This window comes from Streptomyces sp. SS7 (assembly GCF_037993025.1).
Classification (GTDB): Bacteria; Actinomycetota; Actinomycetes; order Streptomycetales; family Streptomycetaceae; genus Streptomyces.
Genome location: NZ_CP141223.1, coordinates 7,865,891 through 7,881,128, shown reverse-complemented (window position 1 = coordinate 7,881,128; position 15,238 = coordinate 7,865,891). Strand labels below are relative to the sequence as shown.

The window sequence follows — 15,238 nt, the reverse complement described above, 5'->3', positions numbered from 1 at the left end:
CCGTCAGTGCGGGGGGTTCGCCGACTGCCCGTAGTGGTCGGCGACCACCCGCGCCATCGCTCCGATCCGGTCCGTACGTACGTCCTTGGCGGCGAAGAAGACATGCCCGCGCGCCTGCGGGTACTTCTTCGCCAGCGTGAGGTGCCTGCTCAGCTCGGCCTTGGCTGACCAGGCGGCGGGCTGCCCCGAGGCGCCCGCCTTGTACAGGCCCTCGCCGAGGTAGAGCCGGGTCCGGCTGCCCCTGACCGTCTCCGCCCACCAGGGCACCAGCTTGGCGTAGTCGGCGGCGGAGTTGCCGATCTCCCAGTAGAGCTGCGGCACGACGTAGTCGAGCCAGCCCTCCTTCACCCACTTGCGGCTGTCGGCGTAGATCTCGTCGTACGACTGGAAGGCGCGGGTGTCCGAGCCGCGTGAGTCGGTGGAGGCGTTGCGCCACACCCCGAACGGGCTGATACCGAACTGGGTGCCCGGGCGGGCGGCCTTGATCCGGGCGGCCATCTCCTGCACCAGCTTGTTGACGTTGTCCCGTCGCCACGCGGCCCGGGTGGTGAACGCGCCGCCGTAGGCGTCGTACGCCTCGTCGTCGTCGAAGGACTGGCCCGCGACCGGGTACGGGTAGAAGTAGTCGTCGAAGTGGACGGCGTCGACGGGGTACTTCTTCACCGCGTCCAGCATCGCCTCCTGGACGAAGGCACGGACCGCCGGCAGGCCCGGGTTGTAGTACAGCTTGCCGCCGTACTCCACCGCCCACTCCGGGTGCTTGCGGACCGGGTGGGAGGCGACCAGCCGGGAGCGGTCGGCGTGGGTGGCGACCCGGTACGGGTTGAACCAGGCGTGCAGTTCGAGGCCGCGGGCGTGGGCCTCGGTGACGGCGGTGCCGAGCGGGTCCCAGCCCGGGGACTTCCCCTGGGTGCCGGTGAGGACCTGCGACCAGGGCTCGTACGGGGAGGGCCACAGCGCGTCGGCCGTGGGCCGGACCTGGAAGACCACCGTGTTGAGCCGGTCGCGCACCGCCAGGTCCAGCCAGTCGGTCAGCTCCTTGCGTTGCTGCGCGGCGGTCAGCCCCGGCTTGGACGGCCAGTCGCGGCCCGCCACCGTGGCCAGCCACATGCCCCGCATCTCGGCCGTCGCACGGCTCCGGCCCGCTCCGCCCGGTGCGGGAGCGGGGGCCGCCGAGCCCGCCGCTCCCGTCGTGGTGAACGCCGACAGCGCCGCGAGCGCGAACGCCCTCCGGGTCAGTCGCCCCATCGCACCCATCCCTGTCACGCCATGGATCCGCTCGGTCACGGATCGTCTCCGCGCACAGCATGCACCGCCCCCGGTGATCGATCATCGATACTTGCTAGTAACGTGCACGATCGGAGCAGGCCGACCGGGACCCGGCTGACCTGTCACGGACAACCGACCCGGGGCCGGCGCCACCGCCGGTGCCGCAGTGAGAGTCAGCGAAGGGGACGATGTGACGGACATCGAACGCGTCGGAGTCGTGGGCTGCGGCCAGATGGGCGCGGGCATCGCCGAGGTCTGCGCGCGCGCCGGACTCGACGTCAAGGTCGCCGAGACCACCGGCGAGGCCCTGGAGTTCGGCCGGACCCGGCTGTTCGGCTCCCTGGCCAAGGCCGCGGAGCGCGGCAAGATCTCCGAGGCGGAGCGGGACGCGACGCAGGCGCGGCTGAGCTTCACCACGGACCTCGGCGAGTTCGCCGACCGGGACCTCGTGATCGAGGCCGTCGTGGAGAACGAGCAGGTCAAGACGGAGATCTTCCAGGTCCTCGACCAGGTGGTGAGCCGCCCGGACGCCATCCTGGCCTCCAACACCTCCTCCATCCCGCTGGTGAAGCTGGCGGTCGCCACCTCGCGGCCCGACCAGGTCGTCGGCATCCACTTCTTCAACCCGGCCCCCGTGCAGAAGCTGGTCGAGCTGATCCCGGCCCTGACCACCTCCGAGGGCACGCTGAGCCGGGCGCAGCTGTTCGCCGAGAAGCTGCTGGGCAAGCACGCGATCCGCGCCCAGGACCGCTCCGGCTTCGTCGTCAACGCCCTGCTGATCCCGTACCTGCTGTCCGCGATCCGGATGTTCGAGACGGGCATCGCCAGCCGCGAGGACATCGACAACGGCATGGAGATGGGCTGCGCCCACCCGATGGGCCCGCTGAAGCTGTCCGACCTGATCGGCCTGGACACGGTCGCCTCGGTCGCGCAGTCGATGTACGACGAGTACAAGGAGCCGCTGTACGCCGCTCCCCCGCTGCTGGCGCGCATGGTGGACGCGGGCCGGCTGGGCCGCAAGACCGGTTCGGGGTTCTACACGTACTGACCTACCCGGACCAGCCTGATGACTGACCGTGGTCGACGCGGGCCCGGTACTCCTCGGAGTGCCGGGCCCGCGTGTTTCACACACCGTGTGCGCGACGGGCCCGCATATGCCGCGCGCACACGCTCCCCACCGGCCCACCAGGCGGGTTGACTCACCATGCACATGCAGGGATGTGAGCCGACCACGGAAAGGAGCGGACACGTGACCGCCGATCCCGAGCATCCCGTCGTCCATGGAGAACTCGCAGAGTTACGTCGCCGGCTGGACGTGGCCTACGCCCGCGTCGAGGGCGGGCTGGCCCTGATCACCCATCGCGCCGAGGAGACCGCCAAGGAGCTGGACGAGCTGAACACCCGTATGGTCTCGCTGGAACACGCGCGCTGGCCGCTGCCCTCGCTCGCGGTGCTCACCGCGCTGGGCGCGCTCGTCGTGACCCTCTGGCAGGCCCTGGCCCGCTAGGCGCCGGCCGCTTTTCGCCCCCTACTCTCCCGACAGTCTGAGGTGGTGCAGCAGCATCAACGCGGCCGCCATGTTGGCGGCCGGGACCTCCCCCCGGGCGACCAGGTCGGGTACGACCTTCAGGGGGACCCACTCCCGCCGGTCCGACTCGAAGTCGTCCACGGGGTGTCCCACGTACTCGCCCCGGTCCGACCAGTAGATGTGGTGGACGGCGTCGGTGAGGCCGTTGGACGGTTCCACGCTCATGAGGTGGTGCAGGGGCCCCGGCCGCCAGCCGGTCTCCTCCTCGAGTTCCCTGGCGGCCGCGCGGGCGATGTCCTCGCCGTCCTCGACGACGCCCGCCGCGAGTTCCCAGCCCCAGCTGTCGGTGATGAAGCGGTGGCGCCACAGGAGCAGGACCTCGTTCGCCGCATTGACCACCGTGGCCACGGCGACGGGCCGCAGCCGGATCAGGAAGTGGTCCAGGTGCCGGCCGTCCGGCAGCTCCACATCGGCCAGGTTGACGCTGAACCAGCGGTTTTCATACACGGTTTGTTCGTGCTGTTTCGTCCACTGCACGGTTCTGCCACCTTCCGTCGAGTGAGTGGCAATATCGCAGCAGGGACTGTGGAGCGCCCCGGAGGTCTAGAGCGGTACGCGCAGTGCTCCGTCGATGAGTTCGGCGGCCTCGGCGGTGCCCGAGCAGCCGCTGCGCACCAGATGTTCGCGCACCGCGCGGAGTCGGTCGCGCAGCCGCTGGGACTCCATGCCCCGGGCCTGCTCGGCCATCTGGACGGCCGTGACCACGGCCTGGTCGGCGTGCCCCTGGCGCAGCTCGATCGTGCTGAGCATGGCGAGCCGGTGCACCCGGCCCCGGTCGTGCGCGGGCGTGCCGACGGCGGCCCGGGCGTGTTCGGCGGCCGCGGCGATCTCCCCGAGGCTGAGCAGCGCCTCCGCCACCTGCACATTGACCAGACCGGGCTGGACATAGCCGGTCTCGTCGGGTTCGACGCCCCGCCGGATGCGATCGGCGGCCGTCTCCGCCCGCCGGATGCACGACAGCGCGCTCGTACCGTCGCCGAGGTGGGCGTACGCCTTGGCCTGCATCGCGTAGAGGTCGGAGGACAGCGCGGGGGTGATGTGCCTGCCCGCGGCGCGCAGTGCGGCCTCCGCGAAGGCGACGGCCTGCCGGTACTCCCGCATGAACAGGGACTGGTTGACGAGGAGGGCGATGACGTACGCCCCAAGTCCCCGGTCCCCGCTGGCCTTGGCGAGTCTGAGAGCCTGGTGGAAGTAGCGCTGGGCGAGGCCGTGCGCGTCGGAGTCGTAGGCGCAGATCCCGGCGACGGCCACCAAGGCACCGGTCGCCCGGTGCAGTTGACGCCCCGTCTCGTCGGTGTAGCTGCCGCGCAGCAGCGGCGCGGCCTCGGCGTTGAGGAAGCCGACGATACGGCTGCGGGTGGCGATGCCGCCCGCCTTGCGGTACATCTGCTCGTAGTGGGTGCGGGCCGCCCGCAGCATCTCGAGGTCGGCGCAGGTGACGCGGTGCCGGCCGCCCCGGGAGACGTCGACGTCCTCGGGCGGGTTCTCCCACTCCCACACGGGCATCACGGCCGGCGTCCCGGTCATCGCGGGGGCGCCGAGGAGGTGGGGGCGCTGCTGTTCGTCGGAGCGCCACAGGGCGGTGGCCCGCTCGACGAAGCCGGACAGCGAGGTGGTGTGCGGGGTGGACGGCTCGCCCGGTACGCCGAGGCCGATGTCGTCCAGGGTGACCGGCCGGTGCAGCCGGCCCGCGAGGACCTCGCAGATCAGGTCGGGCACCTGACCGCGCGGGCGCTGTCCCTTCAGCCATCGGGCGACCGCCGTGTGCTCGTAGCGCAGGGCGAGTCCGCGTGCCCGGCCGGCCTGGTTCACGTGGGCGGCGAGGCCCGCGTGGGAGATGCCCGCCTCGTCCAGGATCGCGTCGAGCAGAGTGTTGGGCTGCATGGGTGCCCCCCGGTGCCTCGGTGCGGCCCAGACTAGTGGGTGCGTCTTCACACGGGGTGTGAACGGAGTGCGCGTATCCGTGCTGTGTGCGCGCTGTCGCGGAGAGTTCCCGGCCGGTTGACTGAGACGCCTCGAAAGAGGTTCGCCGGGTCGTCGGCTCCCCCTCACTACGCGACGGCCCGGCGATGCGCCGTGATCAGGGTGAAAAGCGGTGGAGCGCGGCCCACCCGGGGGTGCGGGGAACCGCGCGACCAGCCGCAGTCCACCCGCACCCGGCGTACGACGTCAGCCCCGAAGGACCGCCCCCGTCCGCTCACCGGCGAGAGCAACCGCCGCGTCCCGCGCGGCCGAAGCCTCGTCCACGGTCAGCGTCCGGTCCCCCGCGCGGAAGCGCAGCGCGTAGGCCAGCGACTTCTTGCCGTCACCCAGCTGCTCGTCGTTGACGTACACGTCGAACAGCCGGATGCCCTCCAGCAGTTCACCCGCCCCCTCGCGCAGCGCCGCCTCGACGTCCGCGTGCGGGACGAAGGAGTCGACGACGAGGGCGACGTCCTGCGTGGCCACGGGGAACGTGGAGATGCCCGGCGCCTGAGGGGTGTCGTCGCCGACCGCCTCCAGGACGTCGAGGTTCAGTTCCATCGCGCAGGTGCGGGCGGGCAGGCCCAGCGCCTTCAGCACCCGGGGGTGCAGCTCGCCCGCGTGCCCGACGACCCGCTCGGTGCCGTCGGCGACGACCGTGAACTCGGCGCAGCGGCCGGGGTGCCACGGGCCGTACTGACCGCTCCGCACGACGAGCTCGGCACCGGCCTCGCGGGCGACGGTGCGAGCGGCCTCGACCGCGTCGGCCCAGTCGGCCGTACGGCCCTCGCCCCACCAGCCGGCCTGCTCGCGGGCGCCCGTGAGGACGGCGGCGACATGGCGCGGCTGCTCGGGGAGGACGGCGTCGAGCGCCGCGAGTTCCTCGTCGGTCGGACGACGGTCGACCGGGAGGTGACCGGCGACGCCGGCCCCCTCGCGCGGGTGGAAGACCAGGCCGGTCTCGAACAGCGCGAGGTCGTGGCTGCCCCGGCCGGCGTTGCGGCGCAGGGCGCCCAGCAGGCCCGGCAGCAGCGACGTACGGAGCGCGGGCTCCTCGTCGTTGAGCGGGTTGGTGAGCCTGACGACACGGCGGGCCGGGTCGTCGGCGGCCAGACCGAGCTGGTCGAAGACGCCCTCGCCGATGAACGGGTAGTTCGGGGCCTCGACGTAGCCGGCGCCGGCCAGGGCGCGTCCGACGCGGCGGTGCAGCCGCTGGCGGTGCGTGAGACCGCGGCCCGACGGGGGCTTGGGCAGCGTGGAGGGCAGGTTCTCGTAGCCCTCCAGGCGGATGACCTCCTCCGCCAGGTCGTTGATCTCGGTGAGGTCCGGCCGCCAGGACGGGACGGTGACGATCAGCTCGTCCTGCCCGTACACGTCGCAGCCGATCTCCTGGAGGCGGCGCACGACCGTCTCGCGGCCGTAGCGGACACCCGCGACCCGGTCGGGGTGGTGCGCCGCGACCGTGATGGTGTGCGGGCCGGAGGGGGTGACCACCTCGGTGACCCCCGCGTCGGCCGTACCGCCCGCGAGCAGCACCAGCAGGTCGACCGTGCGCTGGGCCGCCGCCGCGGCGGCGGCCGGGTCGACACCGCGCTCGAAGCGGCGGGAGGCCTCGGAGGACAGCTTGTGGCGGCGGGCCGTGCGCGCGATGGACACCGCGTCGAAGTGGGCGGCCTCGATCACCACGTCGCCCGTGGAGTTCTCCGGGTGGTCGTGGTCGGCGATCTCGGTGTCGGCGCCGCCCATAACGCCGGCGAGGCCGATCGGGCCGCGGTCGTCGGTGATGACCAGGTCCTCGGCGTGCAGCGTGCGGGTGACGCCGTCGAGGGTGACGATCTGCTCGCCCTCCCCGGCCCGGCGGACGCCGATGGTGCCCTGGACCAGCGAGCGGTCGTAGGCGTGCAGCGGCTGGCCCAGCTCCATCATCACGTAGTTGGTGACGTCGACGGCGAGCGAGATCGGACGCATGCCGACCTTCTGCAGCCGGCGCTTCAGCCAGATCGGGGAGCGCGCCTCGGGGCTCAGGCCGGTGACGGTGCGGGCGGTGAAGCGGTCGCAGGCGAGCGGCTCGGAGACCCGCACCGGGTAGCCGAAGGCATTCGGGGCCGGTACGTCGATCAGGGCCGGGTCGCGCAGCGGCAGACCGTAGGCGATGGCGGCCTCGCGGGCCACGCCGCGGATCGACAGGCAGTCGCCGCGGTTGGCGGTGACGGCGATGTCCAGGACCTCGTCGACCAGCTCCAGCAGCTCGATGGCGTCCTTGCCGACCTCGGTCTCCGGGGGCAGCACGATGATGCCCTTGGTGCCGTCGTCGCCCATGCCCAGCTCGTCGCTGGAGCAGATCATGCCGTGCGAGGTCTTGCCGTACGTCTTGCGGGCGGCAATGGCGAAGCCGCCGGGCAGGACGGCGCCCGGGAGGACCACGACGACCTTGTCGCCGACGGCGAAGTTGCGGGCGCCGCAGACGATCTCCTGCGGCTCGCCGGTGCCATTGGCGGTCCCGACGTCGACGGTGCAGAAGCGGATCGGCTTCTTGAAGCCCTCCAGCTCCTCGATGGTCAGCACCTGACCGACGACGAGGGGGCCCTTGAGGTCGGCGCCGAGCTGCTCGACGGTCTCGACCTCGAGGCCGGCGGACACCAGCTTGGCCTGCACGTCACGGCCGGTCTCGGTGGCCGGGAGGTCGACGTACTCCCGCAGCCAGGAAAGCGGGACCCGCATCAGATCTCCATCCCGAACGGCCGGGTGAACCGGATGTCACCCTCGACCATGTCTCGCATGTCTTCGACGTTGTGGCGGAACATCAGCAGCCGTTCGATGCCGAACCCGAAGGCGAAGCCGCTGTACTTCTCGGGGTCGACGCCGCAGGCGGTGAGCACCTTGGGGTTGACCATGCCGCAGCCGCCGAGTTCGATCCAGCCCTCGGAGGAGCAGGTGCGGCAGGGGCGGTCGGGGTTGCCGACGGACTCGCCGCGGCAGACGTAGCACACCATGTCCATCTCGGCGGACGGCTCGGTGAACGGGAAGAAGTTGGGCCGCAGCCGGGTCTTGATGCCCTCGCCGAACAGCGACTGGACCATGTGGTCCATGGTGCCCTTGAGGTCGGCCATGGTCAGGCCCTCGTCCACGGCGAGCAGCTCGACCTGGCGGAACACCGGGGTGTGCGTGGCGTCCAGCTCGTCGGTGCGGTAGACGACGCCGGGGCAGATCACGTAGACCGGCAGCTCGCGCTCCATCAGGGAGCGGATCTGCACGGGCGAGGTGTGGGTGCGCAGGACGACGCCGGACTCGGTGCCGCCGTCGGGGCCCTGCACGAAGAACGTGTCGGCCTCGCCGCGCGCCGGGTGGTCGGGGCCGATGTTGAGGGCGTCGAAGTTGAACCACTCGGCCTCGGCCTGCGGGCCCTCGGCGACCTCGTAGCCCATGGCCACGAAGACGTCCTCGATGCGCTCGGAGAGCGTGGTGAGCGGGTGGCGGGCGCCGGCCGGTACGCGGTCGTACGGCAGGGTGACGTCCACCGCCTCCTCGACCAGCACCCGGGCGTCACGCTCGGCCTCCAGCTCCTCCTGACGGCCCGCGAGTGCCTTGTTCACCGCGCCGCGGGCCTGGCCGACCAGCTTGCCGGCGGCTGCCTTGGCGTGCGGGGGCAGCGCGCCGATCTCGCGGTTGGCGAGCGCCAGCGGGGAGGTGCCGCCGGTGTGGGCGACCTTGGCCTCCTGGAGCGCGTCGAGGGAGTCCGCGGCGGCGAAGGCGGCGAGCGCCTCGTCCCGCATGCGCTCGATCTCTTCCGGTTTCAACGCCTCGACCTCGACAGGGTCGTACGACTTATTCGGTGCCGACATCTCTTCCCGTGCTTCCGATTGCTGGCGGATGGTCCCCGTCACCGGCTCATGGACAGTGCTCTTGGCCAGTGCGTCATGGTTTCCGGGACACAAAGGTGCCAAAGGCCGAGTCTAACGGGGTGGAGGTGATCGAAGAGCCCGCGGGCCGTCAGGCGAGATACGCCGGGGCGCCCACGGGCAACGTAAATCGGAACTCGGCGCCGCCGCCGGGGGCGCGGTCGACCGTGATGGTGCCGCCGTGGGCTTCGACGATGCCCTTGACGATGTACAGCCCGAGGCCTGTGCCGCCGCGCTTGCTGCCCCGCCAGAAGCGGGTGAAGACGCGGTTCATGGACTCCTCCGGAATGCCGGCGCCCTCGTCGCTCACGGTGACCGACGTGCCGGTGTCCTCCCCTTCCCGGGGGGACGCGGCGGGCGTGATGTCTATCGTGACGGTCCCCTCGCCGTGGCGCACGGCATTTTCGATGAGGTTGCTGAGGACCTGGTCCACCTTGTCGGGGTCGGCCCACAGGGCGGGCAGCGGCTGCTCGATGCGGAGCAGGAAGCGGTCGGCGGGCTGCCCTGCGGCGACGTAGGCCTGGATGTGCCGTCCGACGGCGGCGCCTATGTCGACGGGCTGGCGCCGCACCTCCAGCCGTCCGGAGTCGATCCGCGAGATGTCGAGGAGCTCGGCGATGAGCCGCGTGACACGGTCGGCGTCGGCGTCCACCGTCTCCAGCATCAGCCGCTTCTGGTCGTCGGTGAAGCGGGCCCATTTGGCGAGGAGGGTGGCGGTGAAGCCCTTGACGGAGGTCAGGGGGGAGCGCAGCTCGTGGGCGACGGTGGCGATCAGCTCGGCGTGACTGCGTTCGGTACGGCGGCGGGCCTCGGTGTCCCGCAGGGAGACGACGACCCGGCGGACGGGTCCGGTGGGGCGGGTGCGGACGTAGCGCGCGGTGACGAGCACCTCGCGGCCCCCGGGCAGCAGCAGGTTGCGCTCGGGCTGGCCGGTGCGGATGGCGAGCCCCCCGTAGGGGTCGGTGAGCTGCCACCAGCGGCGGCCTTCGAGGTCCTCTAACGGCAGGGCCTTCTCCAGCCGCTGCCCGAGGGCCTGCTCGGGCGGTACGGCGGTGATGCGGGCGGCGGCGGCGTTGAAGCAGACCACCCGACCGTGCTCGTCGGCGACGACCAGACCGTCGGGCAGGTCGTCCGGGTCGATGCCGAGTTCGGCCAGGTCACCGGCAGGGCGGGCCGCTCCCGGTGCGCTGCTCGTGCCGACACTCATCCCCGTACCTCGTCTCCCATCCCTCCGGAAGAGGCTCCCCGAGCCCGCCACCCTACTAGCTCTCGGTGACGGAGCGGCACCCTCCGCGGGCGCGCTGTGCACGGGCCGATGCGTAGAGACATACGGCCGCGGCGGTCGCCAGGTTCAGGCTCTCGGCCTTTCCGTGGATCGGGACGCGGACGACGGCGTCGGCGAGGGCGCGGGTCTCCTCGGGCAGGCCCCATGCCTCGTTGCCGAACACCCAGGCGGTGGGCCCGCCCATGGTGCCCCGGTCCAGTTCGTCGTCGAGGTCGTCCCGGCCCGCGCCGTCGGCGGCGAGGATCCGCACCCCGGCCGCCCGCAGCCCGGCCACGGCCCGCTCCACGGGGACGCCGACGGCGACGGGCAGATGGAACAGCGACCCGACGGAGGCCCGGACGGCCTTGGGGTTGTACAGGTCGACGGACGCGTCGGTGAGGACGACGGCGTCGGCGCCGGCGGCGTCGGCGCAGCGCAGGACGGTGCCCGCGTTGCCGGGGTCGCGCACATGCGCCAGGACGGCGACGAGCCGGGGCCGGGCGGCGAGGATCTCCTCGAAGGGCGTGTCGACGAACCGGCAGACGCCCACGAGCCCCTGCGGCGTGACGGTGGTGGAGATGTCCGCGATGACCTGCTCGTCGGCGAGGTGGACGCGGGCGCCGGCCGTCCTGGCCTCTCCTACGATGTCGGCGTACCGCTCGGCGGCCTCGACGGTGGCGAACAGCTCGACCAGCGTCTCCTTGCCGTACCCCGCCGCCTCCCGCACGGCCTGCGGCCCCTCGGCGAGGAACAGCCGCTCCTTCCCCCGGAAGTTCCGCCGGGCGAGCCGCCGGGCTGCGGCCACACGGGGGGAACGGGGGGAGATCAGCTCGGGGCTGGCGGGGGGCATGTTCTGGTTCACCTTCGAAGTCTGGGGACGACCGCGACCCCCTGGGGGCGCGGGGGCTCTACCGATGTGCGGCTGCCGCGTGGGCGCGACCGGCCACGGACGGGCCGGCACCCGAACGGCGGCCCCGGCGAGCGTCAGCAGCAAAGGACCCGCAGGATGGAACCTGCGGGTCCTTCACTGACGTCGGCTCAGAGCCAGCGCAGCGTCACGCGGCCTTCGGCGCGTTGACGTCCGACGGCAGCGCCTTCTGCGCGACCTCGACGAGCGCGGCGAACGCGTTGGCGTCGTTCACGGCGAGCTCGGCCAGGATCTTGCGGTCGACCTCGACGTTCGCGGCCTTCAGACCCTGGATGAAGCGGTTGTAGGTGATGCCGTTGGCGCGGGCAGCGGCGTTGATGCGCTGGATCCACAGCTGACGGAAGTCGCCCTTGCGCTTCTTGCGGTCGTTGTAGTTGTAGACCAGCGAGTGGGTGACCTGCTCCTTGGCCTTGCGGTACAGGCGCGAACGCTGACCGCGGTAGCCGGAGGCCGCCTCGAGGATCGCCCGGCGCTTCTTGTGGGCGTTGACTGCCCGCTTGACGCGTGCCACTTGTTAACTCCTTGTAGCGGGGCCGTGGGTGTCGTCACACGGCCCGGAATCGATTGGGTCCCGGTGTGCGAGGGTCAGGCGCTGGGCGCCCGGCCTCACTTGCCGAGAAGCTTCTTGATCTTCGCGGCGTCGCCCGGGGCCATCTCGGCGTTGCCGGTGAGGCGACGCGTCACTCGGGACGACTTGTGCTCGAGCAGGTGGCGCTTGCCGGCGCGCTCACGGAGCACCTTGCCGGAGCCGGTGACCTTGAAGCGCTTGCTGGCACCGCTGTGCGACTTGTTCTTCGGCATAGCGCCGTTCTCTCCTCGTCGGTGGCGCTCCGGTGCCCGGTCGTGAAACCGGGCACTGGATGGAGCGTCGCTGCTGTATGGGTTGCGTCCAGGGGACGTGCGTCCCCCGGAATCACGCCTCGGCGGAAGCCTCGGCGTCGGTGAACTCGGCGTCCGCGGGGTTCTGCGAGCGGCCGGGGTTGGCCTTCGCTTCGGCCTTGCGGGCCTCCTGCGCCTGACGGGCCTCGGCCATCGCCTCGGTCTTCTTCTTGTGCGGACCGAGGACCATGATCATGTTGCGGCCGTCCTGCTTGGGGTTCGACTCGACGAACCCGAGCTCCTGGACGTCCTCCGCGAGACGCTGCAGCAGTCGGTAGCCCAGCTCGGGCCGGGACTGCTCGCGACCACGGAACATGATCGTGATCTTGACCTTGTCGCCCTGCTTGAGGAACCGGACGACGTGACCCTTCTTGGTGTCGTAGTCGTGCGGGTCGATCTTCGGCCGGAGCTTCATCTCCTTGATGACCGTGTGCGCCTGGTTCTTGCGCGCCTCACGGGCCTTCATGGCCGACTCGTACTTGAACTTCCCGTAGTCCATGAGCTTGCAGACCGGCGGGCGGGCGTTCGCCGCGACCTCGACCAGGTCCAGGTCGTACTCCTGCGCAAGCTCCAGTGCCTTGGCCAGGGGGACGATGCCCACCTGCTCGCCACTGGGACCGACAAGTCGCACCTCGGGAACGCGAATCCGGTCGTTGATGCGGGGCTCGGCGCTGATGGATCCTCCTCGGTAGCACCACGCGGCGGTCTGGCGGACGGCCGCGTAACGTCTGTGTTGTTAGACCTATAACCACGCCGAAGCACAAAAAATGCCCCGAACGATCACATGCGGGGGCTCCAAGCACTACCGGAGCACCCTCGCGGGATCGCGGGGCGCACTACCGGGCGACTCCATCGTCCGTACGGAACGATGGCGGCCGCCTGACCGGGGTGACCCGCCGTCCTCGGGGGGCGGTCGGGTGGGAGTTCGGAGCCTCCACTTGTGGGCCGGGTCCGCCTGCTGGGTGGCACGCGTGTCCGACCGGTCGTTCATCGAGATTACCAGCCCGCGCCGGGAACGGCGAATCGAGCCTCGGTACGGGGCCGGACGACCCTGCGCCTATCGTGTGGGGCATGAGTGAGACCTCCCCCGCCGGCTCCCCGGACCCCGCCTCCGCCGACTTCGACGCGATGACCCGTGACATCGCCGAGGTCCCGGCCGTCGAGGTGATCGTGACGGTCGCCGTCAACCTGATGAGCGCGGCCGCCGTGAAGCTCGGTCTGACCGAGGAGGGCGACACGTACAAGGACCTCGACGAGGCCCGCAAGCTGGTCACGGCCCTCGCCGGCCTGCTGGACGCGAGCGCGACCGAGATCAGCTCCTTCCACGCGGCGCCGCTGCGCGACGGCCTGAAGTCGCTCCAGCTGGCCTTCCGCGAGGCCTCGCTCGTCCCGGACGAGCCGGGTCAGGGACCGGGCGAGAAGTACACCGGCCCCGTCTACGGCTAGGGCACCGGGCCGCGGCTCGACCGCTGAGGACCACTCGACCGCTCGACCGCTCGACCGCTGAGGATCAACCGCGTACGTACAGGGGCTCGCCCGGAGGGGTGGTCCCGGCCGGCAGGAGTGCCAGGTCGAGACCCCGCACCAGGCGGGCCCTCAGCGTCTCGTCGGCTGCGAGCCGGCCGGCCACCGCGCGGGCTGCCTCGGCGGGCGCGGCGGCCGGGTCGAGGACCAGGGCGAGGGTGCCGTCCGCCTGCCCCGGCCCGAGGTGCGCGCGGACGACGTCCGGCTCGGCGGCCACCGCGGCCCGCACCGCTTCCCGCACGGCCGGATCGGCGAGCGGATCGGTCGTCGTACGGCCCTCGGCGAGCGCCCGCAGCGCCGGTCCCGTCAGCTCGAACGCCACCGGCCCGGCCAGGTCGAGCACCACGGTGTCCGCCCTCTCGTGCGCGGCGGCCCGCAGCGCCTGGTGCAGGGGTACGGCGACGGGACGCGCCGCCGGGTCCCAGCGGGCCAGGGAGTCGGTGGAGGTGAAGGCGGGCAGCGCGGTGCGGCCGCCGGCCTTCAGGGTGGGGACGGCCATGTCGCTGGTCTTCTCGCGGCGCAGCCCGTTCTCGTCCTCCTCGGCCTCACCGAGCACGGCCACCACCGGGACGAGCAGCCGGGTGTCCCTGAGCGCCTCCAGGACGGGGCCGACGGCGGTGCGGTCCTCGGCCCAGGCGGCGAGCGCCGCGCTCAGCCGGGGGTCGGCGGAGCCGTCGTCGTCGGAGTAGCCGGGGTCGGGAATGTTCTTGTTCGCCACGGTCACCGACCTTATCGGGGGGATGCTGCTGGGCTTGTGCGGGGCCCGAAACGCGACCGAGACAGCTTTCACAGGATTCTCAGCCTTCGCTGACGTACCTCTTACGTCCGTCTAACGGCCCGCACAGTCGGCGCCACCACCATCTCGGGCATGGAGTCTCGCAGAGGCCGCAACGGCCGCCGCGCCCGCCCGTCCCGGCGCCGTCCCCTCCTTTACAGCGCGCTCGCCCTCGTGGCCGTGCTCGGCGCCACCGCCGGCGGCACCGCCTATGTGAAGGCACGGGCGCACAGCGGTGCGGGGGCCGTATCGTCGTCCTCCGCGGAGCCGTCGGCGTCCGCGTCGGGGTCGGCGGACGGAGGCGTGACGGTGGAGTCGGTGGCGGCACCCGAGGTGGACCACGACGCCCTGCTCGCCGAGGCGATGGGGTCGGTGACCGTGCCGGCCGACGCGAAGGTGTCCGTGGCGGTGCTGGACGTGGAGTCCGCGGACGGCGCGGTCTACGGCTCGGACGCGTTCGACACGGCGAGCATCGTGAAGGTGGACATCCTCGCGGCCCTGCTGCTCCAGGCGCAGGACGCGGGCCGGCATCTCACGGCGGCCGAGAAGACGTACGCCACCGCGATGATCGAGAACAGCGACAACACCTCGGCGTCGGAGCTGTGGCGGATCATCGGGAAGGCGGAGGGGCTGGACGCGGCGAACGCGCGGTTCGGGCTCACGGGCACCGAGGGCGGCGACGACATGCTGTGGGGGCTCACCCAGACCACGGCCGCCGACCAGCTCACGCTGCTCGGGCAGGTCTTCGGGGACGACTCGGAGCTGAGCGAGGCGTCGCGCGCGTACCTGCAAGGTCTGATGCGGCAGATCGCGACCGACCAGCACTGGGGTGTCTCGGCGGCGGCCGACGGCTCGTCCTGGGCGCTGAAGAACGGCTGGCTGGCCAGGAGCACCACCGGGCTGTGGGACATCAACAGCATCGGACGGGTGACGTCCAGTGGGCGCACGTACCTGGTGGCGGTGCTGTCGAACGGCAACGCGACGCAGGCGGAGGGCATCTCCCTGGTGGAGGCGGCGGCGAAGGCGGCGGTGTCGGCGTTCGCGGACGGCACGGCGTCGGCGACGGCGTCAGCGACGACACCGGCCGCGGACTAGCCGGCCGGGCCGCCGGCGCCACGCGCAAGGCACGTCACGCATCGCACGTCACGCG

At 71.8% G+C, this 15,238-nt stretch carries 15 protein-coding genes; 4 read left to right on the top strand and 11 right to left on the bottom strand.

Going from position 1 to position 15,238, the window contains the following annotated elements; all coding sequences use genetic code 11:
- Positions 1-3: 3 nt before the first annotated feature.
- Positions 4-1,248: a family 10 glycosylhydrolase gene (locus tag U5640_RS36145; RefSeq protein ID WP_340382226.1), complete on the bottom strand. Its 1,245-nt coding sequence runs from the start codon at positions 1,246-1,248 to the stop codon at positions 4-6.
- A gap of 211 nt (positions 1,249-1,459) precedes the next feature.
- Here U5640_RS36145 and U5640_RS36140 point away from each other — a divergent pair, with 211 nt between their 5' ends.
- The gene (locus tag U5640_RS36140; protein ID WP_067250341.1) at positions 1,460-2,317 is read left to right on the top strand and encodes a 3-hydroxybutyryl-CoA dehydrogenase; all 858 of its coding nucleotides are present in this window, start codon (positions 1,460-1,462) and stop codon (positions 2,315-2,317) included.
- Between the two features lie 201 nt (positions 2,318-2,518).
- On the top strand, positions 2,519-2,776 hold the full coding sequence (locus tag U5640_RS36135; RefSeq protein ID WP_340382222.1) for a hypothetical protein: 258 nt from the start codon (positions 2,519-2,521) through the stop codon (positions 2,774-2,776).
- Between the two features lie 21 nt (positions 2,777-2,797).
- Here U5640_RS36135 and U5640_RS36130 read toward each other — a convergent pair whose 3' ends face one another.
- The 9 genes from U5640_RS36130 to infC all read right to left on the bottom strand — a co-directional run bounded on the left by U5640_RS36130 (position 2,798) and on the right by infC (position 12,465).
- Positions 2,798-3,334: an NUDIX hydrolase gene (locus U5640_RS36130; protein WP_340382220.1), complete on the bottom strand. Its 537-nt coding sequence runs from the start codon at positions 3,332-3,334 to the stop codon at positions 2,798-2,800.
- A gap of 66 nt (positions 3,335-3,400) precedes the next feature.
- Positions 3,401-4,741 (bottom strand): transcriptional regulator, encoded by a 1,341-nt coding sequence (locus tag U5640_RS36125; protein WP_340382218.1) that lies wholly within the window; start codon positions 4,739-4,741, stop codon positions 3,401-3,403.
- 285 nt (positions 4,742-5,026) lie between these two features.
- Positions 5,027-7,540 (bottom strand): phenylalanine--tRNA ligase subunit beta, encoded by a 2,514-nt coding sequence (pheT, locus tag U5640_RS36120; RefSeq protein ID WP_340382216.1) that lies wholly within the window; start codon positions 7,538-7,540, stop codon positions 5,027-5,029.
- Complete coding sequence (gene pheS, locus U5640_RS36115) at positions 7,540-8,661, bottom strand: phenylalanine--tRNA ligase subunit alpha (RefSeq protein WP_340382214.1); 1,122 nt, start codon at positions 8,659-8,661, stop codon at positions 7,540-7,542. The genes pheT and pheS overlap by 1 nt, the downstream gene beginning before the upstream one ends.
- 148 nt (positions 8,662-8,809) lie before the next feature.
- Complete coding sequence (locus U5640_RS36110; protein WP_340382212.1) at positions 8,810-9,925, bottom strand: ATP-binding protein; 1,116 nt, start codon at positions 9,923-9,925, stop codon at positions 8,810-8,812.
- A gap of 55 nt (positions 9,926-9,980) precedes the next feature.
- A complete protein-coding gene (locus U5640_RS36105; RefSeq protein WP_340382210.1) occupies positions 9,981-10,832 on the bottom strand; it encodes an RNA methyltransferase in 852 nt (283 codons plus the stop codon).
- Between the two features lie 205 nt (positions 10,833-11,037).
- Positions 11,038-11,421 (bottom strand): 50S ribosomal protein L20, encoded by a 384-nt coding sequence (gene rplT / locus U5640_RS36100; RefSeq protein WP_020938960.1) that lies wholly within the window; start codon positions 11,419-11,421, stop codon positions 11,038-11,040.
- Positions 11,422-11,516: 95 nt separating this feature from the next.
- The gene (rpmI, locus tag U5640_RS36095; RefSeq protein WP_004933563.1) at positions 11,517-11,711 is read right to left on the bottom strand and encodes a 50S ribosomal protein L35; all 195 of its coding nucleotides are present in this window, start codon (positions 11,709-11,711) and stop codon (positions 11,517-11,519) included.
- A gap of 112 nt (positions 11,712-11,823) precedes the next feature.
- The gene (infC, locus tag U5640_RS36090; RefSeq protein WP_340385540.1) at positions 11,824-12,465 is read right to left on the bottom strand and encodes a translation initiation factor IF-3; all 642 of its coding nucleotides are present in this window, start codon (positions 12,463-12,465) and stop codon (positions 11,824-11,826) included.
- Between the two features lie 395 nt (positions 12,466-12,860).
- Between infC and U5640_RS36085 the strand changes: the two genes are divergently transcribed.
- Positions 12,861-13,235, top strand: a complete 375-nt coding sequence (locus U5640_RS36085; protein WP_340382105.1) for a DUF1844 domain-containing protein — start codon at positions 12,861-12,863, stop codon at positions 13,233-13,235.
- A 64-nt stretch (positions 13,236-13,299) separates the two neighbouring features.
- On the opposite strand, the gene U5640_RS36080 is transcribed toward U5640_RS36085, so the two are convergent.
- Complete coding sequence (locus tag U5640_RS36080) at positions 13,300-14,031, bottom strand: SseB family protein (RefSeq protein WP_340382103.1); 732 nt, start codon at positions 14,029-14,031, stop codon at positions 13,300-13,302.
- 150 nt (positions 14,032-14,181) lie between these two features.
- On the opposite strand from U5640_RS36080, the gene U5640_RS36075 reads away from it, so the two are divergent.
- On the top strand, positions 14,182-15,183 hold the full coding sequence (locus U5640_RS36075) for a serine hydrolase (protein ID WP_340382101.1): 1,002 nt from the start codon (positions 14,182-14,184) through the stop codon (positions 15,181-15,183).
- Positions 15,184-15,238 lie beyond the last annotated feature (55 nt).